Raw genomic sequence first — 25813 nt, 5'->3', positions numbered from 1 at the left:
TGCCCTCCCCTTCCCCTCCGCCCGGCGGGGCGCCGCGGCCCGGTCTCCTCCCCCCCCCCCCCCCCGCCCGCCCCCCCCCCCGCCCGCCGCCGCCCCCCCCGCCCCGGCCCCCGCCCCCCCCCCCCCCCCCCCGGGGGCCCGCCCCGGGGCCCGCGGGGCCCCCCCCCGGCGAACAGGGGGCGCGGTGTCGATCAGGCCTTGCGGCGGCGGCGATGCCACCATGCACGAATGCCCCAGGCCACGGCCAACGCCAGCACGCCGACCGGCAACAACGCGGCAACGGCACGGATCAGGAACGCAACGCTGGTGCTGAGGATGCTGCCCGATTCGCTCAGCGCCTCTCCGATCTCGCTGCGGCTGCGCTGACCCGAGGTGGTATCGAAGTGCATCGTCACCAGCTGGGTATCGATGCGCCGGCGTTGCTGCGCCGCATCCTTGTTGGCCTGTTCGACCCCGGCTTCGATTTCCGACAGGCGCGTGGTGATCGCCATCAGGTCCTCGATCTTCAGGTCCTTGCGATCCTGGTAGGACAGCAGGCGCGCGTGCTCCTTTTCAAGGCGCGCCTTGGTCAGCGCTGTATCGGCCACCTGCTGGGCAAGGTCTTCGGCACGCGTGTTGCGCGACTGCAGCTTGCCGCCTTCGCCGGCCATCGCGATCAGCGGTTCCACGCCCTTGGGGGCCATGCGCACCTTGACCTCGCCGCGGGGCTGCTCGCCACTGCTCTGCTCGACCTGCAGCACCGCGCAATCACCGAACTTCGCGCTCTGGCAGGCCTGTGCCACCTGCTGGATGCGCGAAGCGATCTGCGCCGCCGCCAGCTGGACCTGCACGTCATGCTCGTAGGCCAGGAACGCACCTTCCGGAGACGCCACGCCCGCCTCGGCGGCAGCAGCGCCATCGGCTGACATCTCGGCATGCTTGGCGCAGGCCCCCAGGGCCAGCAGCAGGGCCGGTGCCGCGACCACGCGCAGCCACGCGCGCCGCGCCGTCATCGCGATGCTCCGTCGAAGGCGGTGACCGTCAGGCTACCCAGCTCAACCTGCGGCAGGCAGCGCACGTTGATGGCCACCATCGGCATGCCGCTGCGCGGGTCCACCGCTTCGCTGTACGGCGCGGTGCCGCACTCGCGGCAATGGTGGTGATCGATGTGGTGCGTATTGAACTGATAGGTCGCCACATCCGCAGGATCGGTGCCCAGCTGGAAGGCGTCGCGCGGGGCGAACCACAGCAGGCTGCCGCGGCGGCGGCACATCGAGCAGTTGCAGTCGATGACCTCGGTGATCGGTGCCTCGGCCTGTACGGTGAATGCGATCCTGCCGCAATGGCAGCTTCCTTGGTATTGCATGTCCTGCGCTCCGCTGGAGGGTCCTTGTCTGCGCCCATGGTAATCCTATGGCACGGGGACAAAGCGGTCCCGGCCGCCTATGCTCGGGGATTGACCCCAGTACAGGAACGCCGATGCGCCCGCATCTTCTTGCCCTCGCCCTGGTCGCCGCCCTTGCCGGCTGCCAGCCGGCCGACGCCCCGACCAACGGTTCCACCCCGGCCGCCAGCCAGCAGGCCGGTGACGCGGCGGTCGACGCCGCCTTCGCCGACCTGTCCAAGCGCGCCCTGGACACCTGGATGCAGCTGTCCCCGGTCAGCGCCACCCAGATCGGCGACCACCGCTATGACAGCGAGATCGACGACCTGAGCGCGGCCGGCCAGCAGAAGACCGTGGCCGCCTACAAGGGCCTGCTGGGCGAGCTGGACAAGATCGATGTCGCCAAGCTCGGCCGCGAAAACCAGGTGGATGCGGCGATCCTACGCAACCAGCTGAAGTCGGAAATCTGGAACGCCGAGGTCATGCAGTCCGGCAAGTGGGACCCGCAGCTGTACAACGGCGTGGCCGGCAGCGCGATCTACGGGCTGATGGCCCGTGAGTTCGCACCGCTGCCCGAGCGCCTGAAGTCGGCGACCGCGCGCATGGAGAAGCTGCCGGCGATCTTCGCCCAGGCCCGCGAGAACCTGGACCCGACCCGCGTGCCGAAGATCCATGCCGAGACGGTGGCCAAGCAGAACAAGGGCATCCTCAGCATCGTCGATACCTTCATCGTCCCGCATATCGGCGAACTGCCGCAGGCCGACCAGCAGCGCCTGCAGGCCGCCATCGATGGCCTGAAGAAGGCCGTGGACGAGCAGCAGACCTGGCTGGACAAGACCCTGGTGCCCAACGCCAAGGGCGACTTCCGCATCGGCGCGGAGAAGTACGACCAGAAGCTGAAGTTCGCGCTGAACTCGTCGCTGTCGCGGCAGGAGATCGGCGAGCGTGCACGCGCTGAACTCAAGCGCGTGCGCGAAGACATGTACGGCATCGCGCAGACCGTGCTGAAGGACAAGCCGGGCGCACCGGAAATGCCGGCCCAGCCGAGCGACGAACAGCAGCAGAAGGCGATCGAGGCCGCGCTCGAGTTGGCGTACGCCGACAAGCCGGCGCGCGACAAGGTCGTGGACGATGCCAAGGCCGCGCTGGAACAATCCACCGCGTTCGTGCGCGAACACGATCTGATGACCCTGCCCGACGCGCCGGTGGACATCATCCTGATGCCGGAATTCCAGCGCGGCGTGGCCGTGGCCTACTGCGATTCGCCGGGTCCGCTGGACAAGAACCTGAAGACCTTCTACGCCGTCTCGCCGATTCCGGACGACTGGAACGACAAGCAGGTCGACTCGTTCCTGCGTGAGTACAACTCGCGCATGATCCACCTGCTGAGCATCCACGAAGGCACCCCGGGCCACTACCTGGAAGGCTGGCATTCGGCCAAGTTCCCCTCCACCCTGCGTGCGGTGCTGCGTTCGGGCCTGTTCGCCGAAGGCTGGGCGGTCTACACCGAGCGCATGATGCAGGAGCAGGGTTACCTCAACAATGACCCGCTGTTCCACCTGGTGCAGCTGAAGTTCTACCTGCGCACGATCTCCAACGCGATCCTCGACCAGGGCGTGCACGTGGACAACTGGGATCGCGAGAAGGCGATGCACCTGATGACCCACGATGCCTTCCAGCAGGAGAGCGAAGCCTCGGGCAAGTGGGTGCGCGCGCAGCTGACCTCGGCGCAGCTGCCGACCTACTTCGTCGGCGCGCAGGAACATTTCGACACCCGCAAGGCGATGCAGGACAAGCTGGGCGACAAGTTCAACCTCAAGGCCTACCACGACCAGATGCTGTCCTACGGCGCGCCGCCGGTGCGCTTCGCACGCCAGCTGATGCTGGACCAGCCGATCGAATGATGGATCGGTTGTGAGGTGAATGAAGACGGCCCGGGGAAACCCGGGCCGTCTTCATTTCCATGTGTGCAGGCGCATCTCATCCACCCGGATCCTGCAGTAGATCCACGCCATGCGTGGATGCTCGTCGGCTCAGAGCATGTGGATGTAGAGTTTTTCCGCGTGTGGCCGGACATCGAGAAAATACTCTGCACCGCAGCCACGGCATTTGGACGGATGCTCCTCGTCGCTGCCCCGCTGCTCATCCGATGTGCTTGCCAGCACTGGATACCCGCAGTCGAAGCAGAGGAATGCGATGTTGCTGCCATGCGCATCCGCTTCGATTTCCTCACCTTCATGGTCCATCAGAAGAAAGCCGGTAATGTTCAAGGCGCACCTCTTCGTGGTGTTGATAGCAAGAAATCAGCCCCGTTGCCTTTCATACGCCCCTGCGGAACATCGCCTTCCGACCGATGCATCCACGCATGGCGTGGATCTACTGTTGCGCATCCACCGTGCGGCGCTGGTCATTGCTCCGCGGCAACAAAACCACCGGTCTGCCGCGCCCACAGGCGCGCATACAGGCCACCGGCTTCGATCAGCTCGGCATGCGTACCGGTCTCGACGATGCGACCCTGGTCCATCACCACCAGCCGGTCCATGCGCGCGATGGTCGACAGCCGGTGCGCGATCGCGATCACCGTCTTGCCGGACATCAACTCGTCCAGGTTGTCCTGGATCGCCGCTTCCACTTCCGAATCCAGTGCCGAGGTGGCTTCGTCCAGCACCAGGATCGGTGCGTCCTTCAGCAGTACCCGGGCAATGGCGATGCGCTGGCGCTGGCCACCGGACAGCTTCACGCCACGCTCGCCGACATGCGCGTCGTAGCCACGGCGGCCCTGCCCGTCCACCAGCGTGTCGATGAAGGCCTCGGCGCGTGCCTTGGCCACGGCGGCGCGCAGCTGCTCATCGGTCGCATCCGGGCGGCCATACAGCAGGTTGTCGCGGATCGAACGATGCAGCAGCGAGGTGTCTTGGGTGACCACGCCGATCTGCTGGCGCAGGCTCTCCTGGGTGACATGGGCGATGTCCTGGCCATCGATGAGGATGCGCCCGCTTTCCAGGTCGTACAGGCGCAGCAGCACGTTGACCAGGGTCGACTTGCCGGCACCGGAGGGGCCGACCAGGCCGATCTTCTCGCCCGGCTTCACCGCCAGGTCCAGCCCGGCGATCACCCCACCCTTCTTGCCATAGTGGAAGTGGATGTTCTGGAAGTGCACGCCGCCCTGGCTGACCTGCAGCGGCACGGCGTCGTCGCGATCCTGGACGGTCAACGGCTGGGCGATGGTGGTGATGCCATCCTGCACCGTGCCGATGTCTTCGAAGATGCCGTTGATGGTCCACATGATCCAGCCGGACATGTTGTGGATGCGGATTACCAGGCCGGTCGCCAGGGTGATTGCACCCACGGTGATGTGACCGCCATTCCACAGCCACAGCGCCAGTCCGCAGGTGCCGGCAATCAGGAAGCCGTTGACGATGGCGATGGTCAGGTCCATGCCGGTGGTGACCCGGGTCTGTGCGCGGTGCTTGACCGCCAGCTCCTGGATCGACTCGGCCACGTAGGCCTGCTCGCGGCCGCCGTGGGCGAACAGCTTCAGCGTGGGGATGTTGGTGTAGCCATCGACGATGCGGCCCATCGCCTTCGAGCGCGCTTCGGAGGCGATCCAGGCGCGTTCCTTCGCACGCGGCACGAAGTAGATCATGATCACAACGTACGCCAGCAGCCACAGGATCAGCGGCACCATCAGCCGCCAGTCGGCCTGCGCGAACAGGTACAGCGCGGTGCCGGTGTAGACCACGATGTACCACAGCGAATCGACCATCTGCACCGCCGATTCACGCAGCGATGTGCCGGTCTGCATCACCCGGTTGGCCATGCTGCCGGCGAAATCGTTCTGGAAGAAGCTCAGGCTCTGCCGCACCACGTAGTTGTGCATCAGCCAGCGCGAGCGGTTGCTCAGGCCCGGCACGATGGCCTGGTTCACCAGAAGGTTGTGCAGGCCGACCAGCACCGGACGCGCGACCACGGTGATGAACAACATCCAGCCGAAGGTGCTGGCATGGCGCTGGAAGAAATCCGCGCCGGGCTGCTCGGCAACCATGTCGACGATGCGACCGAGGAAATCGAACATCGCCACTTCCACCAGCGCCAGCAGCAGGCCCGCGATGAGGGTGGCCAGCAGCACCGGCCACACCGGGCGCAGGTAGTGCAGGTAGAACGGCACCACCCTGCGCGGCGGCATGCGGCCGTCGACCGGGGGAAACACCGGAATCAGGGACTCGAACCAGCGAAACATTGCATTCCCTCGCCATCAATAACCGGCGGAGTATCCCATGCCGCATGTGTACGCCGGCCGACGATCACGCCTGATTCCGGTAGCGCCGGGCCAGGCCCGGCGGCGTCATTTGACCGGGGTGAACAACAGATCCTGGAAGTCGAAGCTGAAATCGGTCAGGTCCGAGATCGACTGCATGCGGACTTCACGCACCTTGCCGTCCGGGTCCAGGCTGAAGTTCACGAACGCATCGGCGTTGAGTGAACGGTCATCCCAGCGCACGATGAAGGTGTCGTGCTGCCAATGCTCAAGGCGACCGCTCAGCTGCGCGGTCTTGTTGAAGCGCAGGCGCAGTCCCTTGCCCTCGCTGCTGATGGTCATGTCGCCATACCAGCGGTCACGGTAGCTGGCCGCATACGCCGACAGCGGCAACGATGGCCGGCTGCCCTTGTTCCGTTCGGCCTGGTGCTTGGCCCAGGCTTCATCGGCCTTGTCCTGGCCCTTGGCCACACCCTTGGCGTAGGCATCCACCCAGTCATGCTTTTCGCCGCCAAGATAGGCGTCGAGCACGCTCAGCGTGATCGCATTGAACGCGGCGCCCACTTCCTGGTTGGTCAGCACCACTACACCCAGTTTCTCACCCGGCACCAGGGTCAGGCGCGAAACCATGCCCGGCCAGCCGCCGGTATGCCAGACCAGTTTCTGCCCGCGATAGTCGCTCAGGCTCCAGCCTTCGCCATAGCCTGCGAAGTTGGGCCGCGCCGCTGCCAGCTCCGGCACGCTCGGCGCCGGGATCGACTGCGGGGTGATCATCTGCCACATCTGCTGCTGGCTCTTGGCAGTGAACAGCGGCGTGCCATCGGCCAGCTTGCCCTCGGCCAGCTGCACCTGCATCCAGCGTGCCATGTCGTGGGCGCTGGAGTAGATGCCACCGGCGCCGGCGTTGTTCGACCAGGTCAGCGGTGCAACCGTGCGCAGGTCCTTGAAATCGTACTTGGCATGCCCGACCGCGGCGTTGTCACCGGGCTTCAGGTGATCGGCGTTGTAGCGGGTGCCGGCCATGCCGACCTTGTCGAAGATGCGCGCCTGCAGGAACTGCTGGTAGCTCATTCCGGAAACGTGCTCGATCACCTGCTGGGCAACCGCGTACAGGATGTTGTCGTAGGCGTAGCGCTCGCGGAATCCCCCCTTCAGCGGTACCTGGCCGAGACGCTGCACCACTTCGGCATTGCTGTAGGAGGTGGTCGGCCAGAACAGCAGATCGCCTGCGCCCAGGCTGAGCCCACTGCGGTGCGAGAGCAGGTCGCGGATGGTCATCTGCCCGGTCACGAACGGATCGGACATGCGGAACGACGGCAGGTGATCGATCACCTTGTCGTCCATCTTCAGCTTGCCGTCCTCGGCCAGCAGATTCAGCGAGGTCGCGGTGAACGCCTTGGTGTTGGAGGCGATGGCGAACAGGGTGTCGGCCTGCACCGGCTCCGGCTTGCCCAGTTCACGCACGCCCCAGCCGCGTTCCAGCACCACCTGGCCATCCTTGACCACGGCCACGGCGATGCCGGGCACGTCGAACTGCGCGCGCACGCGTTCGACCGTCGCATCCAGCTCCTGCAGCTGCTGCGGGGTCGCCGCGTTGGCCATGGTCGTGCACGCAAGCAGCACGGCTCCTCCGATCCAGGTATTCATCCAGCACCATCTCCGAACGGGGGTGGCGGCCATGTGCAGGCCGTCACCGGGGTTTCGCGCGATGGTAACGGCCCCGGGTGCAGCCTGCCCTGTGCCATAGGAGGGGTGTCATGGAAGCGAACGGGCAGACCAGCGGCGGCTCGACCATCATTCCGTGCCTGCGCTACCGCGATGCGCTGGCGGCCATCGACTGGCTGCAGCGCGCGTTCGGCTTCCACGCGCAGGCCGTATATGCCGACGGCGGCATCGTGCACCACGCACAGCTGGTATACGGCCAGGGCATGATCATGCTCGGTTCGGCCAGCAACAGCGGCGAATGGGCAAAGCTTGCGGTGATGCCCGACGAAGTGGACGGCAGGCAGACGCAGAGCGCCTGCGTGATCGTCACCGATGCCGATGCGCACTACGCGCGTGCCACCGCGGCCGGCGCGCGCATCGTCATCGACATCGCCGACCAGGCCTACGGCGGGCGTGGCTACGCCTGCGCCGATCCGGAAGGCTACCTGTGGTGGTTCGGCAGCTACGATCCGTGGCGGCCGGAACATCCGGCATGACAGCACGCGCGGCGGCCGCGCCGATCCGCTGCGGCATCGGCGGCTGGGTGTTCCCGCAATGGCGCGGCGGCATGTTCTATCCGCCCGGCCTGCTGCAGCGCGAGGAGCTGGCCCATGCAAGCCGCGCACTGCGCTGCATCGAGATCAACGGCACCTTCTACCGCACGCCCACATCCGCGCAATGCGCGCAATGGGCCGCACAGACGCCGGAGGGCTTTCGATTTTCGATGAAGGCACCGCGTTACCTGGTGCAGCGCCGTGACCTGTCTTCCACGGTCGAGGCGGCTGCGCCGTTCCTGCAGGCCGCCACGGCCCTGGGCGACCGGCTTGGCCCGTTGCTCTGGCAGTTCGATCCCCAACAGCCTGCCGACGCCAGCGCACTGGAGGCGTTCATGGCGCAGCTGCCCAAGCGGCTGGATGGGGCAGCGCTGCAGCATGCACTGGAAGTACGCAACGCCGCAGTGCATGGGCCGGAACTGGTCGAGGCCGCGCGCCGGCATGATGTGGCGCTGGTGATCGAGGACAGCGACGAGGCGCCGCTGCACGGCGACCTCAGCGCCGGCTTCGTATACGCGCGGATCAAGCGCAGCCAGGCCCGCTTGAACGAAGGCCTGCCGGCGTCCGTGCAGCAACGCTGGGCCGACCGTGCACGGCGTTGGGCCACGGGCGCCGCGGTGGACGACCTGCCCTGCCTGGCCGAACCTGCTGTGGCCCACCCGCGCGAGGTCTATCTGTTGTGCATCGGTGCCGGCAAGGCCCGCAACCCGGCAGCGGCGATGGCGTTGCAGCGCCGCTGCGATGACGCCAGCGGGAAGGCACAGCGATAACGCTGGCGCCACGGGCGCGGGGTGTCCCGGACGGCACGTGCTTGCCTCACAATAGGCCGATGAGCACACCCGACACCCGCAAAGCGCTGTGGCAGATCCATTTCTGTGTCCTGCTGTGGGGCGTCACCGCCATCCTCGGCAAGTTGATCACCCTGCCCGCACTGCCGCTGGTGTGGTGGCGGATGCTGCTGGTGGTGGCGATGCTGGCGCTGCTGCCACGGGTCTGGCGCGGCCTGCGCACGCTGCCGTTGCGGCTGGTAGCCGGTTACGCCGGCATCGGCGCGCTGGTGGCCCTGCACTGGCTGACCTTCTATGGCGCGGTGAAGCTGGCCAATGCGTCGGTTGCCGCGACCTGCATCGCGCTGGCACCGGTGTTCACCTCGATCATCGAGCCGTGGGTGGCCAAGCGTCCCTTCCAGCTGCGTGAGCTGGCCTTCGGCCTGGCCGTGCTGCCCGGTGTGGCGCTGGTGGTCGGCGGCGTGCCCGACGGCATGCGGCTGGGCGTGTTGATCGGTGCGCTGTCAGCCTTGCTGGTGGCGGTATTCGGCTCACTCAACAAGCGCATGGTCAGCCATGCCGACCCGCTCACGGTCACCGCGCTGGAGCTGGGAGCCGGCACGATCACCCTTACCCTGCTGGCGCCGCTGATGCCGTGGCTGCTGCCGGCGCTGGCCAGCCCGTTGTGGGTGGTTCCCAACCTGCATGACGGCATCCTGCTGCTGGTACTGGCCGGTGTCTGCACGTTGCTGCCGTTCGCCCTGGCGCTGGTCGCGCTGCGCCATCTCAGCGCGTATACCGTGCAGCTGGTGACCAACCTGGAGCCGGTCTACGCGGTGCTGCTGGCCGTGGTGCTGCTGCGCGAGCAGCATGAAGTCACCCCGTGGTTCTACCTGGGCGTGGCGATCATCGTCGGTGCCGTGTTCCTGCACCCGTTGCTCAACCGCCGCAAGCGTGTGCAGCATCCGGAAATCCTCGGCACGTCCGAAGCCCGCAACATCGCCGACTGAGTGCATGCAGGCGGCGCGTGGATCCACTACCGCTGCGGCCAATGCCAGGCCGGTGCGTCCAGCAGGCCCTGGCCGCGCAGCAGCGTGCGTCCGTGGTCCTTGTACAGCTGCAGGGAATGGCACCCCGGCGCCTGCTCCAGCGCGGCGATCAAGCGGCTGGCGTGCGACACCACCCACACCTGGCTGCGCGCACTGGCGGCGATGATCAGTCGTGCCAGCGCCGGCAGCAGGTCGGGATGCAGGCTGGTCTCCGGCTCGTTCAGCACCAGCAGCGGCGGTGGCCGTGGTGTGTGCAGGGCCGCGGCCAGCAGCAGGAAGCGCAGCGTACCGTCGGAGAGTTCGGCCATCGACAGCGGCCGCAGCAGCCCTGGCTGGTGGAACCGCAACGCCAACCGGCCATCCAGTTCCTCGAAGCTGACCGTGGCGTCCGGGAAGGCATCATCGATGCTGCCGGCCAGTGCCTGTGGGTTGCCGATTTCCAGGATGGTCACCCACGCGGCGGCAAGATCACGTCCATCGTGGTGCAGTACCGGGGTGCGCGTGGCCATCGTCGGTTGTCGAGCAGGTGCATCACCATCGCTGCGGAAGTGGTCGTAGAAGCGCCAGCGGCGGATGTACTCACGCAGGGCGATGGTTTCCGGCATCCGCTGCGGATCGCCCACCTGGGTGAACAGGCTGTCGAACACCGACAGGTGATCGTCCACCACGTCCCAGCCGTGCGCGTGCCGCTGCCGCACCAAGGCCCCGCGACGATCCACCAGCAACGTGCCGCTGCGCAGGAATGGCCCATTCCAGATGGCCTCGGCCTTGATCTGCGGGTCCAGCGCGAAGGCCGAGCGGCTTGGCGGCGGATAACCCAGGTCGATGGCGTAACCGAGTTCATCGGTCACAAACCCCAGCTTGAGGCCAACCGATTCCTGGCGCGGGCCTCCCTGCAGCGGGATCTCACCGGCCAGCACACGGCGATCGATCTTCTCCGGCCCGGCCCACAGCGCCGAGGTCAGCCCACCTTCGCGCGCCAGCACCGCGGCGACACCGCCCTGTGCGGTTTCGGCCAGCAGGCGCAGCGCGCGGTACAGGCTGGATTTGCCACTGCCGTTGTCGCCGGTGACCACGTTGAGCTGCTGCAACGGCAGCACCAGCCCGTGCAGTGATCGGTAGTTGGCGATGGCCAGGGTCTGCAGCATGGGGTGGCGTCCTTGCGGGGAAGCGTTCAGGATGCCGCAGCGTTATCGCAGTTGCTGCGACAGGTGAGCGGGGGTGCCTCATCCACGCATGGCGTGGATCTACTGCTGGTGCTCATCCACGCATAGCGTGGATCTACTGCGCCAGTTCCACCCGGTTGCGGCCAGCACCCTTGGCCCGGTACAGCGCGGCGTCGGCGCGTGCCAGGGTCTGCTCGGACGATTCATCGGGCCGGTGCTGGGCCACGCCGATGCTGACGGTGACCGGGAAGCCCAGCGGCAGGTTGGACACCGCCACCCGCAGGAACTCGCACTGCAGCTCGGCGGTACGCAGGTCCACGTCCGGCATCAGTGCCACGAATTCCTCGCCACCATAGCGCGCGGCCATGCCACGCCCGGCAAAGTGCGAGCGCAGCAGCACGCCCAGCTCGGCCAGCACCCTGTCGCCGGTGGCGTGGCCCTGGAAATCGTTGATGTGCTTGAAGTGGTCGATGTCCACCAGCGCGACACAGGCCTGCCGTGGATGCCCCTCGGTGGCGTTCACGGTCTCGGCCAGCGCGGCTGCCAGCGCTCGCCGGTTGGGCAGGCCGGTCAACGCATCGGTACGGCTCTGCTCGGCCAGGTCGGCGTTCTGTGCCAGCAGCACGTCGTGATACTCGGACAACAGCTTCTCGTAGTCGTCGCGTTCAAGCATGTGCTTCTGGATGTCCAGCGCGAAACGGCGCAGTTCCATCACCAGCATCACCTGCCGCGACAGCGCGGCCAGCGCTTCGGCCTTGTCGGTCGCCAGCTGCTGCGGCCGCGCATCGAACACGCACAGCGTACCCAGCGGCAGGCCATCGCTGCTGATGAGCGGCGCACCGGCATAGAAACGCACGTGCGGATCGCCGGTCACCACCGGGTTGTCGTGGAAGCGCACATCCTGCAGCGCGTCTTCAACCACCATGATGTCCTGCGGCTGCAGGATGGCATGGCCACACATCGATTCACTGCGCAGGTTCTCGGCCGCATCGATGCCCTGGATCGACTTGAACCACTGGCGCTCGACATCGATCAGGGTCACCGCGGCCATGGTCGTGCCACAGACCGCCTTGGCGATGGCCACCAGGTCGTCGAAAGAGCGCTCACGTTCCGAATCCAGGATCCGGTAGCGGTACAGCGCCTCCAGGCGCAGCGCTTCGTTGGCAGGCTTGTCGGGCTTGATCATGCAGCGTCACGTTCCGGCAGGTCGCCGCAGAGTCTAGCTGATGCAGGGCCGAACCCCTGCCCGGCCGCACCCGCGCAGGGGCAGCCGGGCATGGGCCCGGCTCCGCCGCCGCGGCTTACCAGTCCTGCTGCTGCGGCAGAAGCCCGTGCAGCTCCTGTTCGGTCAGGTTGCGCCACTGGCCTGGCTTCAGTGCGCCGATCTTGATGTTGTCGATGCGCACGCGGCGCAGCTGCGTGACGCGGTAGCCGAACTCGGCCGCCATCAGGCGGATCTGCCGGTTCAGGCCCTGCTGCAGGATGATGCGGAAACCGAACTTGGCGATCCGCGATGCTTTGCACGGCAGCGTCATCTGGTCATGGATGCGCACGCCGCGTGCCATGCCCCGCAGGAACTCGTCGGTGACCGGCTTGTTCACCGCCACCAGGTATTCCTTCTGGTGACCGTTCTCGGCGCGCAGGATCTGGTTGACGATGTCGCCATTGCTGGTCATCAGGATCAGCCCCTCCGATTCCTTGTCCAGGCGGCCGACCGGGAAGATGCGCTGTTCGTGGCCGACGAAGTCGACGATGTTTCCCTTCACCGCGCTCTCGGTGGTGCAGGTCACGCCCACCGGCTTGTTCAGCACGATGTAGACGTGGCGCCGGGCGCCGGGTTTGCGGGCGGTGCGCACCCGCAGCGGCTGGCCGTCCACCAGCACCTTGTCGTCCTCACCGACCACCGCGCCGGTGCCGGCCGCGTGGCCATTGACGGTGACCCGGCGGGCGGCGATCAGGCGATCGGCCTCGCGGCGGGAGCAGAAGCCGGTATCGGCAATGTATTTATTGAGTCGGGTGGTCATCGCCCTATTATCGGGCATCGCCGCCCTCCCCGCCTCACGCTGCGGCCAATGGATCTTCAGTTTCGCCGTCGAAGACCCGGTTGCGGCCGCTGCGCTTGGCCACGTACATGGCATGGTCGGCCCGCCGCAGCAGTGCGGCCAGGTCGTCACCGGTCGGCCGCCACTGCGCCAGTCCGATGCTCGCGGTGACCTCCAGGCCCGGCACCTGCAGCTCACGGCAGGCCTCGGTGATGTGCTGGCGCAGGTGATCCAGCCGCGCCGCAGCAATCCCGCGCGGCATTCCCGGCAGCAGCAACAGGAACTCCTCGCCGCCCATCCGCACCACCTCGTCCTGGCTGCGCACCGCCGCGCGCAGGGCGCGGGCAACCGCCACCAGCACCTGGTCGCCCACCTCATGCCCGTGGCGGTCGTTGATGTCCTTGAACAGGTCGATATCGAGGAAGCCGATCACCAGCGGGCCACCTTCACGCTCGACCCGCTGCAGATGCTGGGCCAGTCGCTGCAGGCCGGCGCGGCGGTTGGGCAGGCCGGTGAGCATGTCGGTCTCGGCAAGCTGGCGCATTTCGTCGCGCTGCTGGCGCAGCCGGCCCAGCCGCAGGTTCAGCGCGTAGGCGGCCATCATCAGCAGCCAGGTGACCGCCAGCTGCAGGGCTTCGACCCGGTACTCCAGCAGCCAGCCCGCACTGGCGGCATCGGCGGCGATCAGCACCAGCATCGGCACCAATGCTGCCAGGCCGGCCAAGGCCCACACATCGCCGCGCAGGCGGGCCCAGATGCCCATCGCCAACGACAGCGCACAGCCGAGAATGAAGCTCCCCTCCAGCAGCTGGGCGACCACGCCCAGGCCATCGCGTTGCAGCCATGGCACGACGGCCGCCAGCGCAAGCAGGCCCCACAGCACGATCTGCTGGCCCAGCCGCGAGCGCGGCAGCACGCGGTCGCCGCCGTTCAGCCGCCACAACGCGGGCAGCACCAGCGCCTGCGTCGCTGCAGTCAACGCCAGCAGCCACCAGCCACCCCGCTCGCCAACCCGCAGCCACGGTTCGGGATAGCCGCTGAGACCACCGAGGATCGATTGCCACAACACCAGTACCAGGGTGGCGCCGATGTACATCAGGAAGCTGCGGTCACGGGTGGTCAGGTAGGCCATCAACGCCGACAGCGCCAGCGCGATCGCCACCGCGATGCAGGCTGCGCGCACCAGCAGCCGGGCAGTGTCGTTCTGTTGCACAGGGCTGGGTGCGCCCAGTCGCAGGGTCGGAACCCAGCGCGCCTTCAGCGGGGTCTGCCAGGAGACCAGAAAGGGTTCGTGGCTGCCTGCGGCGGGCACTGCGACCATGCCGATGCCGGCGCGGAAGCGTGAATCCCGGGTCCGGGCGTCCTGCATGTTGCCGCAGATCTCGCGGTCGCCGTGCTGGATCCGCACTTCACCGGAAAACACGTTGAAGACATCCAGCGCCTGCGGCTGTCCGGACCAGCCTTCGGCCGGTGCATCCACCCGCGCCTGCTGCCGCGGGCCGGCCAGCATCTGCGGCGTGCACGCGCGATGCGGGGTGGGTTCGGCTGTCGCCGCGCCGACCAGCAGGTAGTCGCGCCCGTCATCGACGCTGCGCGCATGCCCCAGCCAGGGCAGCGCCAACCACATCAGCAGTACGAAAAGCACCGCTACCGACTCGAACCGCCCCTGCCTGCCGCCCACGCTACGTCCTGTTCCTGCTTACGCCCGCGCACGTTGCGCGTCGCCCCTGGCGGCATTATCGCAGCCGCGGGCACCGCCGATGTGTAGACCAAAGTTGTCCGCGGCGCTGCGGCAGCCGCCCGAACCCGCCGAAGGCGCGGGGCTTAACCCGCCGCCGATGGGCCGGGGCCTGCGGCCAGCCGCATCGGCCGCAGATCGGCCAGGGTCAGCCGTTCCAGCGGCTGCGGCCGTTCAATCGCATACCCCTGCAGGCCCTGCACCCCCATGCCGGCAAGTGCCTCGGCCACCTCGATGGTCTCCACCCACTCGGCCACCACCTCCATCTGCAGCTCGCGCCCCAGTTCACTGATCGCGCGCACGCTGGCACGGCTGACCGGATCGCTGTCCATGTCGCGCACGAACGCCCCGTCGATCTTCAGCATGTCTGCCGGCAGCTGCCGCAGGTAGCCGAACGAGGACAGGCCCGAACCGAAATCATCCAGCGCCACGCGGCAACCGCGGGCCTTCACTGCGTCGATGAAGGCACGGGCCTGGCTGAGGTTGCTGATGGCCGCTGTCTCGGTGATCTCGAAACAGAGCTTGGATGCCAGCGCACGGTTGCGCTCAAGCAGATCGCAGACGAAGGCGAGGAACCCGGGTTCGGCGATCGACTGCGCCGAGACGTTCACGTTGCACAGCCCCAGCTGCCGCACATGCGCCGGACACACCTGCAGGTGCCGGAACAACAGGCCGAGCACGTGCCGGTCCAGCACCACGGCCATGCCGTAGCGCTCCACCGCCGGCATGAACTGGCCTGGCAGATGCAGCACGCCGTCACCGTCGCGCATGCGCACCAGCACCTCGTAGTGCAGGTACGAAGGATCGCCCACCTTGGCAATCCGCTGTGCATACAGCAGCATCCTGTTCTCGGTCATCGCGCGGCTGACCCGCTGCAGCCGCTCGGCCTCCAGCCGACGCTCTTCCAGCGCCAGCCGGTTTTCGTTGAAGCAGTGCACGCGGTTGCGGCCTGCCTGCTTTGCCGCATAGCAGGCACTGTCGGCCGCGCTCATCAACCAGTTCACATCCGGTGCCTCGGCGGTCACTTCCACCACGCCCACGCTGCAGCTCAGCTGCGGGCTGCCCTCGGTGAGCGGGAACGTGGCCTGGCCAAGATTGCGGATCAACCGTTGCAGCACGCGCTTGGCTTCATCCTGGTTGGCCCGGGCAAGGAACACGGCGAACTCATCGGCGCCCAGGCGCCCCACCCAGTCGCCGTCACGTATCGCCCCGACCAGATATTCGGCGAAGCTGCGCAGCATCTGGTCACCGGCCGCATGGCCGAAGCTGTCGTTGACCAGCTTGAAATGGTCCAGGTTGATGTAGCCAAGTGCGTGCGTGCCGCCGTCGTTGCGGACCTGCAGCAGGGATTTTTCCAGCAGGCGCTCGATCTCGCGCCGGTTGATCAGGCCGGTGAGCGGATCGTGGCTGGCATGGTGCTCGATCTCGCGGGCCAGCGCGTGGTTCTGGCTGACGTCCTCGACAATGGCAAACACCGACAGCCCCCCTGCGGTGGTACGCACGCCGGTGCCGCTCCAGCGCCCCCAGACCAGGCTGCCATCGCGGCGACGGAAGCGCAGCTCGCCCGGCCGCAGCTGGCGGTCCCAGTCGATCCGTCCGATACCGTCGATGACCAGTTCTCCATCCATCAGCAGATCACCCAGCGACATCTGCAGCAGCACGTCGCGGCGATGGTCGAGGATGTCGGCCATCGCCTGGTTGGCTTCCACCACCCGGCCGCTGGCATCCAGCTTCAGCATGCCGACGTTGGCCTGGTAGAACGCCGCGCGGAAACGGCTCTCGTGCTCGGTCAGGTCCTTGCCCACGCGCCGGGCCAGGGCCACCGCCATCAGGCTGATCAGCAGGACCGACAGGCCACCGACAGCCAGGGTGGCGATGCGCACGGCGCGGGCCATGCGCAGCAGCGCCTGTGAAAACGCCTGCGCCTGCGCGCGCAGTGCATGGTCGACCTGGCGCAGTCGCTGCAGGTAGCCATCGCGCGCCGCGTCGTCCATCGCGCCCTGGCCATGGCCGCGCTGCAGCTCATCGGCCAGCGCCTGCAATGCCAGCAGATCGGCATCGGTCTGCCGCCACAGCCAGGTCGCTTCGCGGAATGCGCCGAAGTTGCGCGCATGACGGAAGGAGAAGATCAGCCGCGGAACATCGGCACGGGCGTTGCCCCCACGCAGAAAGCCGGCACGGGCCTGCGCCTCGTCCGGTTCGGGTTGTTCCAGGGCGTGTCGCGCGTGCAGATCGCCCAGCGGAACCTGCAATGCGCGCTGGGCATCCTGCAGGTCCTGCAGATGGCCACGCGCCAGATAACGACTGAGTGCCGCAGTGGCGTCCTGCTGCCCCCGCGACCAGTAGCCCTGGCCGGCGATCCATGCCGTCGAAGCGGCCTGCAGCTCCTGGATCAGGGCGGACAGGGCAACCAGCCCGATCGCCATGCCCGTCAACAGCGCAAATCGCAGTCCCAGCCCGCGGGTCATCGGCACCCGCCGACGGTGTTGGTCCATGCCACGTCTACCCATCCTGGATCCCCCCGAATGTGATGCGGTGACAACCTCCTGTCGAACCCGGTCAGCCTAGGGCCGGGGATGTGTGGGCCATGCGAAACCTGCCCCACGCGGCCCACAACGAACAACGCCAGCCCGGAGGCTGGCGTTGTTCAGGCGGCTATCTATGGATCAGTAGCTGCGCGGGCCGCGCGGCTTGAAGCCGTCACGACGCGGCGGACGGCTGTCACGGTCGCCGCCCGGGCCACCGGGACCGCTGCGACGCGGGCCACCGGGGCCACCCGGACCACCCGGGCCGCCCGGACCACGCTTGTCGAAGCGCGGCTTGAACGGACGCGGCGCCGGATTGACCTCTTCACCGGCAGCCAGCGGGCGCATCTGCAACTGCTGGCCGGACACCCACACCTTCTGCAGGTGGGTCAACACGTCCGACGGCATCTGTGCCGGCAGGTCCAGCAGCGAGAAGTCATCGTGGATGTCGATGCGGCCGATGAAGCGGCTTTCCAGGCCGGCCTCGTTGGCGATGGCGCCGACGATGTTGGCCGGCTTCACGCCATGCTGGTGGCCGACCGAAATACGGTAGGTCTCCATGCCCTGCTCCGGTGCACCGCGCGGCGGCACATCGCGGCGCGGGCGCTGCTCGAAGCCACCCTCGGCATCGTCACGGCGCGGGCCACGCTCGAAGCGCGGACCACGCTCGTTGCGATCGCCACGTTCCGGACGCTCGCTGCGCTCGAAACGCTCACGCGGCGCACGCTCTTCGCGCGGTGCACGCACCGGCGGCTGCAGCAGGAACGGAGTATCGCCCTGCATCATCTTTGCAAGTGCGGCCGCAACTTCGATGGCCGGCACGTTCTGCTCGGACTCGAAGCGTTCCAGCAGCTGGCGGTAGAAGTCCAGGCCGCCCTGGCCGAGGGTCTCGGTGATGCGCGAGGTGAACTTGTTGATGCGGTTGTCGTTGACCGCTTCCACGCTCGGCAGCTGCATTTCTTCGATCGGCTGGCGGGTAGCACGCTCGATCTGGCGCAGCATGCCCTTCTCGCGCGGGGTGGCGAACAGGATCGCCTCACCGCTGCGGCCGGCACGGCCGGTACGGCCGATACGGTGCACGTAGCTTTCGGTGTCGTACGGGATGTCGTAGTTCAGCACGTGGCTGATGCGTTCCACGTCCAGGCCGCGGGCGGCCACGTCGGTGGCGACCAGGATGTCCAGCTTGCCTTCCTTCAGCATGGCGATGGTGCGCTCACGCTGGGCCTGCTGCATGTCGCCGTTGATCGCGGCAGCGGCCAGGCCACGGGCCTGCAGCTTGCTGGCCAGCTCCTCGGTGCCGGCCTTGGTGCGCGCGAAGATGATCATCGCGTCGAACGGCTCGACTTCCAGGATGCGGGTCAGCGCGTCCAGCTTGTGCATGCCGCTCACCCACCAGTAGCGCTGGCGGATGTTGGCCGAGGTGGTGGTCTTGTTGGCGATGGTCACTTCGGCCGGATCGTTCAGATAGGTCTGCGCGATACGACGGATGGCCGGCGGCATGGTGGCCGAGAACAGCGCCACCTGGCGCTTCTCCGGCAGCTTCTTCAGCACCGCTTCGACATCGTCGATGAAGCCCATGCGGAGCATTTCATCGGCTTCGTCCAGCACCAGCGTCTTCAGCTCGGACAGGTCCAGGGTGCTGCGGTTCAGATGGTCGATGACGCGGCCGGGGGTGCCCACCACGATGTGGACGCCGCGGCGCAGGGCCGTCAGCTGCTGGCCGTACGGCTGGCCGCCGTACACCGGCAGCACGCGGAAGCCCGGGATCTTGGACGAATAGGACTGGAACGCCTCGGCAACCTGGATGGCCAGCTCGCGGGTCGGTGCCAGCACCAGGGCCTGCGGCTTGATCTGCTGCAGGTCGATGTTGGACAGCACCGGCAGGGCAAAGGCTGCGGTCTTGCCGGTACCGGTCTGGGCCTGGCCCAGCACGTCGCGGCCTTCCAGCATCGCGGGGATGGTGGCAGCCTGGATCGGCGAGGGGGTTTCGTAGCCGATGGCAGCAACTGCCTGCATGACGGGCTCGGACAGGCCGAGCTGCGCGAACTGCAGCTGCGCTTGGGTTTCTTGGGACATGGGGAACTCCGAAGGCACTGCCACGAGCATGGCAGGCGATGAAAAAAGGGGGAATCCGCGCTTTGGGCGCCCTTCTATCGCGTGCCCTGGCGCTGCTCGTCGGAGCGGAGGTTCAACTCGCTCAGAGCGGAATGATACCGCACTGTTCCTGAACCATGTGTACAGGAATCAGCCTTATCCCATTGCCCATGCCGCTGCGCGCCGCCTTGGCGCACAATAAGCCCCCATTTTACCGGCCGGGGCCCTGCCCCGTGCCGCCTGCCCAGGAAACCCGCTCCATGCAGATCCTCGAATTCGATCTCGACGGCGACTATGTCGAACTCAAGCAGCTGCTGAAGCTGGCCGACCTGGTCACCAGCGGCGGCGAAGCCAAGATGGTGATCAGTGAAGGGCTGGTACTGGTCGATGGCGAGGTCGAACTGCGCAAGGCCTGCAAGATCCGCGCAGGCCAGGTGGTCGAGTTCAACGACAGCCAGATCCGGGTGCTGGCCGCCGCGTGAATCCGCTGCGTGGCTGTCAGGCCACGCGCTGGGTCAGGTGTGCGGCGATCAGCTGACGGAACGGCGCGACGCCCTGCGCCACCCGCAGCCCGGCCGCCCGCAACAGGCGTGCCGGCCGACGGTCGTCGGTGTACAGGCTGGCGATCGCATTGGTCGCCTCATACAGGGGCCGCGCGGCCAGCCGATGGCCGCGCTGGTAGCCGGCCAGCATGCCGGCGGCGGCGATGTCCGCGCCCCGCCGCTGCTGTTCAAGGATGCCCCTGGCCAACCGCTGTGCACTGGCCAGGCCCAGGTTGAACCCGTGCGCGGTGACCGGGTGCATGCCCACGGCAGCATCGCCGATCAGGGCGGCGCGCTCGCCCACGAAGCGGTGCGCGTACACCCCAACCAGCGGATAGGCCTGCGCTGTAGCCACCGGCTGCATGCGTCCCAGGCGATGCTCGAAGAAGGCGCTGATGGCCTCGCCGAACGCCACCTCGTCCATCGCCAGCAGTTCCTCGATCTGCCGCGGCGGCAGGGTGATCACGGCCGAGGCCTGTCCTTCGTTGAGTGGCAGCAATGCCATCGTGCGGCCGTAGCCGAACCATTCCCACGCCTTATGGTGGTGGTCACGCTCGACCTGCATGCGGCACACCAGCATGGACTTGCCGAAGTCGCGCATGTGCGCGCCGATGCCAAGCATGCGACGGGTGCCGGAGAAACGGCTGTCGGCACAGACCAGCAGGCGCGCGTGCAACGCGCTGCCATCGTCCAGCTTGAGCACATGGCCCTGCGCATCGGCCTGCACACCCAGTACCTTGCGGCCATCGAACAGTTCCAGCCCCTCCTGGCCCTGCACGGCATCCCAGGCGGCGCGCCGTATCAGGTGGTTGGGCACCAGCCACCCCAGCGGCTGGCCATCAACCTGGCTGCTGGCAAAGGTCAGCGCGAAGGGCGAACCACCATTCATCACCTTGGCATCGCGCAGTTCGGCAATCTCGGCATCGGGCAAGCGCTGCCACAGCCCAAGCTGTTCCAGGCTGTGCCGCGAGGCATGGGTCAGGGCGATCTCGCGACCATCGAATGCGGCGTCGGCCAGGGCCTGGCGCGGCTGCACTTCGACCATGCCGACCTGCAGGCCACTGCCGGCCAGCGCGCGTGCAAAGCACAACCCCGCCGGTCCGGCGCCGACCACCACCACGTCCATCCTGCGCATGCGCGCCTCCTGCCGTTGATTCAGTCGTGGCCAGCATAGCGCTGCGCGCGCGGCCGGCCTTGATCTGGATCAGCTTTGGTTCACGCCGCGCGACGCATTCACAGCAGCGCGAACACCAGTGCCAGGATCGCCACGATCGACACCAGCCAGACCAGGCTGCGCACGTACGGCACGCCAGCGGCATACAGCGGCAGGTAGACCACGCGGGCCCAGAAATAGGCCTGTGCCGCCAGTGCAGTGGTGTCGCTGCCACGCCCGGCCAGTACCACCGCGATTGCAGCGGCAGCAAAGAACGGGAAGGTCTCGAAGAAATTGGACTGCGCCCGTTGCAGCCGTCCTGCAAGCGGACTGAGCGGCTTGGACGAATCGTCGCGTGCGGAGGCGTTCCATTTCATCCCGCGCTCGCGGGTGACCACGGTGGATGCCGCAAAGACATAGGCAAATCCCAGCAGCATCGCCCACGCCAGCATCGTCAGTTCGGTTGCCATGCTCGTTGCGCCTTGGTCAGGGGGAAGATGCACGCAGGCTGTAGCCGGCCAGGCGCCAGGTCTGGTCTTCGTCGAAGCGGAACGAGACCAGCTCGCGTACCGGCTGTGCGCTGTTGGCAAAGCGCGTGGGGAAGCTGACATTGATGTACAGCCCTTCCGGCACGGCCGCGCCGGCGGCGTACTTGACCCGGGTGATGGTCGGCTGGCCACGACCGGTCATGGCGCCCAGCCGGGTACGGTCTGCAGTGAGCTGGCTGACGAATGCGGCCTTGGGCACGGCACGCCGCGCGACGGCGGAGGCGCCATCCCACAGCTCACCGGCACGGTTGGCATCGACCAGCTGCGCGGCCTTCTGCGCGGCACTGCCCATTTCAGCATCCTGCTTCTGCACCTGTGCCTGCTGTGCGGCAGTCAGCACGGGCGTCGCCGCCGTCGCCGGTTTCGCTGCCGCAGCGGCGGCCGGTGCAGGGCGCGCGGGTGCAGGGGCCGGCGTGGCGGGCGCGGGCGCCTGCGCGAAGGCCGCAAGCGGCGACAGGGAAAGCAGCAGGAGCGCGCGCTTCATGGACACCGCCGTTCGATGGAAGGAACCGCAGTCTACGCCAGCGGGGTGAGTGGTCCGTCAGCGCGCGTCGACGCTGCCTTCCACCGCACCGGCATCGGCCCGTGCCGCAGGTGCCGAAGGTGCAGCGGGCAGCTGCTCGGCCACCGGCGGCTGCTCCGGCGGTGCCGGCGGCAACGTGGCCACGTCGATCTCCGACAGGGGGCTTTCCTCCGGGCACACGGCATCGGGGAAACCGAAGCGCTGCTTCAGCGCCTGGCCGCAGCTGTTGATCGATTCCATGTCGGCCCCATCGCGCTTGCACTGCTGATCGAAGGCCACCAGGAATGCATCCTTGCGCTGCACGAAGTCGTCGCCGCAGGAACGCATCTGCTTGATCCGCTCGAGGTCATCCTGGACCGCGTTGGTTCCGTCCAGGCCGTACTGGCGCAGCTCTTCGGCGGTCAGCAGGCGCAGGCTGCGGTTGGGCACGGTCATCATCAGGTCGGCCACGCCCACCGCCACGCCGTTGCGCTGCAGATAGTCCTTCACGTTGTCGTAGACCTCGTGCAGTTCGCGGTTGAGCTCCGCGCGCGAGGTGGCCTTGGAACTGATCCGCATCATCCGGTGGATGCCCACCTTGCCGGTCAGCAGGCGGTTGTCACCGGCTGCCAGCACGAACACGCAGGCACTGTGGCAGATGGAGCCTTCGCGCACCCAGATGGTCCAGCCGGATTCACCGATGCTGTCGCCGGCCACGATTGCCGATTCCACCTGGCCACCACTGGAGTCCAGGTCGAGGATGCGCTTGTGGATCTCCAGGTCGTCGGCCACCACGGCCAGCCGCCACATCATCTCGGCAAACCCCGGATTGATCTTGCCGTTGTAGCGCACGCGCAGCAGGCCGCGCTCGGCACAGGGCGCAAGCGCGTGCTTCAGCTGATCGCGCTGCAGCCCTTCCAGCTCGATGCCGTCACCGCCCTCGCCCGCGTAATCGGTGGTGCAGCTGACCCAGGCCTTGCCGTTGTCCAGCTGCGCCTGCGGCCAGGGGCGGTCCGCCCGGCTGCGCGGCAGCACCGCTGGCGGCGGCGCATCGGCGGCATTGATCGACACCATGTTCTCGCCGTCGCTGGCCGGGGCACGCGTAGCCTTGTCGGCGGCGGTGACGTTACCGGGGTTTTCCAATTTGCTGCAGCCCGCCAGGGCCAGGCACAACACGGGCAACCAGCGGAGTTTGGCGAACATCGGGCAACCGGGATTCAGGCAGGTAAGACCCACAGTCTACCCGCCCGGCCCGCGCATTCAGCGCGTGGCACTGAACCCCCTCTGACCCTCTGCTTCCATCTGTTTCATTCCAGCCTCGCCCACCACCCCATCCACGCATGGCGTGGATCTACCGTGTCGACCAAGGTCGACACCTGCCGACAGCAGCGCAGAACGCCGTCCCGGCAGATCGCAGGACCCTGTCGAAGGCGGGGTGGGTCCGGTTGCAGGGGCGTGAGCGCCATGGATGGCGCGACCGAGCTTACAGGGACGTACTTGCAGCGCCCCCTGCAACCGGACCTACCCCGCCCCCCCCGCAGGAAGCCCGCTGTTGCTGTTGCCCTGGCCTCTGCGGGTGCAGGGCGCAGCCCTGCCGAACTCCCTCCAGCATCCATGTCCGAATCCGGCGAGTATCCCCATCCGCACGCGCCTAGACTGGCGCCATGGACACCGCCCTCGCCCTTGATACCGCCGCCTGCGACCGCGCCCGCCTGGCCCGCGACCCGCGCTTCGACGGCGTGTTCTACACCGCCGTGCGCAGCACCGGCATCTACTGCAGGCCCGTGTGCCCGGCGCCGCCGCCGAAGCCCCGCAACATCACCTACTACCCGACGGCCGCCGCCGCGGCATCGGCAGGCTACCGGCCCTGCCTGCGCTGCCGCCCCGAGCTTGCCCCGCAGGCACAGCAGGCGCTGGCCGGCCAATCGGTACAGCGTGCGCTGGCGTTGATCCACGCCGGGTTCCTGCAGGACCAACCCGTTGCGGATCTGGCAGACCGGGTCTGCCTGAGTGCCCGCCAGTTGCAGCGCCTGTTCGTTGAACGGCTGGGCGCAACACCGGGCCAGATCCACGCCACCCACAGGCTGCTGCTGGCCAAACAGCTGTTGACCGAAACGACGCTGCCGGTGACCGACGTGGCCCTGGCCGCCGGTTACAACAGCCTGCGCCGGTTCAACACCGCCTTCCTGCAGGGCTGCGGCATGGCACCGACCGCACTGCGTCGCCAGCACCGCCCGCTGGCTGCCGACGATGGCGGGCTGGTCCTCCGCCTGGGCTATCGCCCACCGCTGGATTTCCCGCGCATGCTGGCCTTCCTGCGCAAGCGCAGCCTGCCCGGCATCGAGTTGATCGGCGAGGACAGCTACCAGCGCGTGCTCGGCACGCCAGAGCGCCCCACCCTGCTGCGCGTGACCGCCGATCCCAAGCGGCCCGAGCTGCGCCTGCAGCTGGGCGCCGTCGATCCGCGCCTGATTCCGGACATCGTGCGCCGCGTGCGCCGCGTGTTCGACCTGGACGCCGATCTGCAGCAGGTCCACGCAGCGCTGGCCGACGAGCCGCTGCTCGCACGCGGCATCGCCGAACGCCCCGGCCTGCGGGTCCCCGGCGGCTGGGATGGTTTCGAAGTGGGCGTGCGCGCGGTGCTGGGCCAGCAGGTCAGCGTGGCGGCGGCAACGACCTTCGCGCGCCGGCTGGTCGACGCCCATGGCGCGCACCTGCCCGGCATGCCGTCCGAATTCGATCGCCAGTTCCCCGCACCGGAGGTACTGGCCGAAGCGCCGCTGGAATCCATCGGTCTGCCACGTACCCGCGCCGCTACCGTTCGAGCGCTGGCGGCGGCCTGCGCCAGTGGCCAGCTCGATTTCGGGCCTGGCCAGGCGCTGGAGGATTTCGTCGCGCGCTGCGTAGCCCTGCCTGGCATCGGCCCCTGGACGGCCCAGTACATCGCACTGCGCGGGCTCGGCCAGCCCGACGCATTCCCCGCGGGCGACCTGGTGCTGCAGCAGGTGCTGGGCCATGCGCAGGGACAGCGCCTGAGCGAACGCGCCACCGAGGCCCGCTCGCAACCGTGGCGTCCCTGGCGCGCCTATGCGGTGCTGCACCTGTGGCACCTGTCCGGCACCTTCGTTGGAGAACCCTCATGAACCTGTTGTTCGATCGTTTCGACAGCCCGATCGGCGTGTTGACCATCGCCGGTGACGAGCGTGGCCTGTCCCATGTGCTGTTCCCGGAAAACCGCCACCCCGCTCGCGGCCGCGACGACTGGCACTACGCGCCGGATGCGCTGCCGGAAGCACGCGAGCAGCTGCTGCAGTTCCTGCACGGCGAACGCAGCAGCTTCGACCTTGAACTGGCGCCACGCGGCACGCCGTTCCAGCTGCGCGTGTGGCAGGCGCTGGCGCTGATTCCGTTCGGCCAGACCTGGAGCTATCTGCAGCTGGCGCAGCACCTGGGGCAACCCAGCGCAACCCGCGCAGTTGGCGCCGCCAATGGGCGCAATCCGCTGCCGATCATCCTGCCGTGCCATCGCGTGATCGGCAGCAACGGTACACTGACCGGATTCGGAGGCGGGCTGGAAACCAAGGCCGCCTTGCTGCGGTTGGAGCAACGGCAGGCGCCATTGTTTGCGTGAGGGTGGTGTTGGCCGGGCTGCGCCCGGCACCCGCCGAAGCAACGGCAGCGGCTACGGCAACGTCAAAAGCGGGCTATCCGTGGGGTGATTGGCCGGTTGTTGGGGGGAGGGGCACCCCCGGTAGCCCAACCCCGGGGGGCAATAAGCCCCGCAGTGGGGGGGGGGCGGAGTGCGCCC

Annotated in this window: 22 protein-coding genes; 7 read left to right on the top strand and 15 right to left on the bottom strand. The window is 67.7% G+C overall.

The genetic code is table 11. The features are described 5' to 3' along the window. Positions 1-191: 191 nt before the first annotated feature. Both ACVOLJ_RS19240 and ACVOLJ_RS19235 read right to left on the bottom strand, forming a co-directional pair. The gene (locus tag ACVOLJ_RS19240; protein WP_481564851.1) at positions 192-992 is read right to left on the bottom strand and encodes a DUF4349 domain-containing protein; all 801 of its coding nucleotides are present in this window, start codon (positions 990-992) and stop codon (positions 192-194) included. Next, a complete protein-coding gene (locus ACVOLJ_RS19235; RefSeq protein ID WP_481564850.1) occupies positions 989-1345 on the bottom strand; it encodes a GFA family protein in 357 nt (118 codons plus the stop codon). Before ACVOLJ_RS19235 ends, ACVOLJ_RS19240 begins: the two co-directional genes overlap by 4 nt. A 113-nt stretch (positions 1346-1458) precedes the next feature. On the opposite strand from ACVOLJ_RS19235, the gene ACVOLJ_RS19230 reads away from it, so the two are divergent. Beyond that, positions 1459-3267, top strand: coding sequence for a DUF885 domain-containing protein (locus ACVOLJ_RS19230; RefSeq protein WP_481564849.1), 1809 nt, complete (start codon positions 1459-1461; stop codon positions 3265-3267). Positions 3268-3396: 129 nt separating this feature from the next. Here the strand turns inward: ACVOLJ_RS19230 and ACVOLJ_RS19225 are convergent, their stop codons facing one another. The 3 genes from ACVOLJ_RS19225 to ACVOLJ_RS19215 form a co-directional block, all read right to left on the bottom strand. Continuing rightward, positions 3397-3633, bottom strand: a complete 237-nt coding sequence (locus ACVOLJ_RS19225) for a hypothetical protein (RefSeq protein WP_481564848.1) — start codon at positions 3631-3633, stop codon at positions 3397-3399. Between the two features lie 137 nt (positions 3634-3770). Further along, on the bottom strand, positions 3771-5603 hold the full coding sequence (gene smrA / locus ACVOLJ_RS19220; protein WP_475277897.1) for a multidrug efflux ABC transporter SmrA: 1833 nt from the start codon (positions 5601-5603) through the stop codon (positions 3771-3773). A 105-nt stretch (positions 5604-5708) separates the two neighbouring features. Continuing rightward, entirely contained in the window at positions 5709-7268 is a 1560-nt protein-coding gene (locus ACVOLJ_RS19215; protein ID WP_481564847.1) for a serine hydrolase, read from the bottom strand. 110 nt (positions 7269-7378) lie between these two features. Here ACVOLJ_RS19215 and ACVOLJ_RS19210 point away from each other — a divergent pair, with 110 nt between their 5' ends. The 3 genes from ACVOLJ_RS19210 to ACVOLJ_RS19200 are packed head-to-tail and all read left to right on the top strand — an operon-like array spanning position 7379 to position 9656. Next, positions 7379-7822, top strand: coding sequence for a VOC family protein (locus ACVOLJ_RS19210; protein ID WP_475277895.1), 444 nt, complete (start codon positions 7379-7381; stop codon positions 7820-7822). Further along, a complete protein-coding gene (locus ACVOLJ_RS19205) occupies positions 7819-8649 on the top strand; it encodes a DUF72 domain-containing protein (RefSeq protein WP_481564846.1) in 831 nt (276 codons plus the stop codon). The genes ACVOLJ_RS19210 and ACVOLJ_RS19205 overlap by 4 nt, the downstream gene beginning before the upstream one ends. Before the next feature lie 59 nt (positions 8650-8708). Next, on the top strand, positions 8709-9656 hold the full coding sequence (locus ACVOLJ_RS19200; protein WP_475277893.1) for a DMT family transporter: 948 nt from the start codon (positions 8709-8711) through the stop codon (positions 9654-9656). A gap of 26 nt (positions 9657-9682) precedes the next feature. Here ACVOLJ_RS19200 and ACVOLJ_RS19195 read toward each other — a convergent pair whose 3' ends face one another. The 6 genes from ACVOLJ_RS19195 to ACVOLJ_RS19170 form a co-directional block, all read right to left on the bottom strand. Next, the gene (locus ACVOLJ_RS19195) at positions 9683-10843 is read right to left on the bottom strand and encodes an AAA family ATPase (protein ID WP_475277892.1); all 1161 of its coding nucleotides are present in this window, start codon (positions 10841-10843) and stop codon (positions 9683-9685) included. Positions 10844-10976: 133 nt separating this feature from the next. After that, entirely contained in the window at positions 10977-12047 is a 1071-nt protein-coding gene (locus ACVOLJ_RS19190) for a sensor domain-containing diguanylate cyclase (protein WP_475277891.1), read from the bottom strand. 115 nt (positions 12048-12162) lie between these two features. After that, positions 12163-12885: a pseudouridine synthase gene (locus ACVOLJ_RS19185; protein WP_475277890.1), complete on the bottom strand. Its 723-nt coding sequence runs from the start codon at positions 12883-12885 to the stop codon at positions 12163-12165. Positions 12886-12919: 34 nt separating this feature from the next. Continuing rightward, positions 12920-14584: a sensor domain-containing diguanylate cyclase gene (locus ACVOLJ_RS19180; protein WP_481564845.1), complete on the bottom strand. Its 1665-nt coding sequence runs from the start codon at positions 14582-14584 to the stop codon at positions 12920-12922. A 143-nt stretch (positions 14585-14727) separates the two neighbouring features. Continuing rightward, on the bottom strand, positions 14728-17151 hold the full coding sequence (locus ACVOLJ_RS19175) for a putative bifunctional diguanylate cyclase/phosphodiesterase (protein ID WP_481564844.1): 2424 nt from the start codon (positions 17149-17151) through the stop codon (positions 14728-14730). A 156-nt stretch (positions 17152-17307) separates the two neighbouring features. Beyond that, a complete protein-coding gene (locus ACVOLJ_RS19170) occupies positions 17308-19242 on the bottom strand; it encodes a DEAD/DEAH box helicase (RefSeq protein ID WP_475277887.1) in 1935 nt (644 codons plus the stop codon). 278 nt (positions 19243-19520) lie between these two features. Here ACVOLJ_RS19170 and ACVOLJ_RS19165 point away from each other — a divergent pair, with 278 nt between their 5' ends. Beyond that, positions 19521-19742, top strand: a complete 222-nt coding sequence (locus ACVOLJ_RS19165; protein ID WP_025877723.1) for an RNA-binding S4 domain-containing protein — start codon at positions 19521-19523, stop codon at positions 19740-19742. 16 nt (positions 19743-19758) lie between these two features. Here ACVOLJ_RS19165 and ubiM read toward each other — a convergent pair whose 3' ends face one another. The 4 genes from ubiM to ACVOLJ_RS19145 form a co-directional block, all read right to left on the bottom strand. After that, positions 19759-20937: a 5-demethoxyubiquinol-8 5-hydroxylase UbiM gene (gene ubiM, locus ACVOLJ_RS19160; RefSeq protein ID WP_481564843.1), complete on the bottom strand. Its 1179-nt coding sequence runs from the start codon at positions 20935-20937 to the stop codon at positions 19759-19761. 98 nt (positions 20938-21035) lie between these two features. Next, positions 21036-21425, bottom strand: coding sequence for an MAPEG family protein (locus tag ACVOLJ_RS19155; protein WP_481564842.1), 390 nt, complete (start codon positions 21423-21425; stop codon positions 21036-21038). Positions 21426-21441: 16 nt separating this feature from the next. After that, the gene (locus tag ACVOLJ_RS19150) at positions 21442-21987 is read right to left on the bottom strand and encodes a DUF4019 domain-containing protein (protein WP_481564841.1); all 546 of its coding nucleotides are present in this window, start codon (positions 21985-21987) and stop codon (positions 21442-21444) included. A gap of 57 nt (positions 21988-22044) precedes the next feature. Beyond that, on the bottom strand, positions 22045-23208 hold the full coding sequence (locus tag ACVOLJ_RS19145; protein ID WP_481564840.1) for a COG3904 family protein: 1164 nt from the start codon (positions 23206-23208) through the stop codon (positions 22045-22047). Positions 23209-23669: 461 nt separating this feature from the next. Between ACVOLJ_RS19145 and ACVOLJ_RS19140 the strand changes: the two genes are divergently transcribed. Further along, entirely contained in the window at positions 23670-25148 is a 1479-nt protein-coding gene (locus ACVOLJ_RS19140) for a DNA-3-methyladenine glycosylase 2 family protein (RefSeq protein ID WP_481564839.1), read from the top strand. Beyond that, on the top strand, positions 25145-25636 hold the full coding sequence (locus ACVOLJ_RS19135; protein WP_481564838.1) for a methylated-DNA--[protein]-cysteine S-methyltransferase: 492 nt from the start codon (positions 25145-25147) through the stop codon (positions 25634-25636). The genes ACVOLJ_RS19140 and ACVOLJ_RS19135 overlap by 4 nt, the downstream gene beginning before the upstream one ends. Positions 25637-25813: the final 177 nt, after the last annotated feature.

The sequence above is a fragment of the Stenotrophomonas sp. STEN046 genome (genome assembly GCF_056759755.1).
Note: the sequence above shows the minus strand (reverse complement) of the source record. Positions and strands in the feature narration are given on the sequence as shown.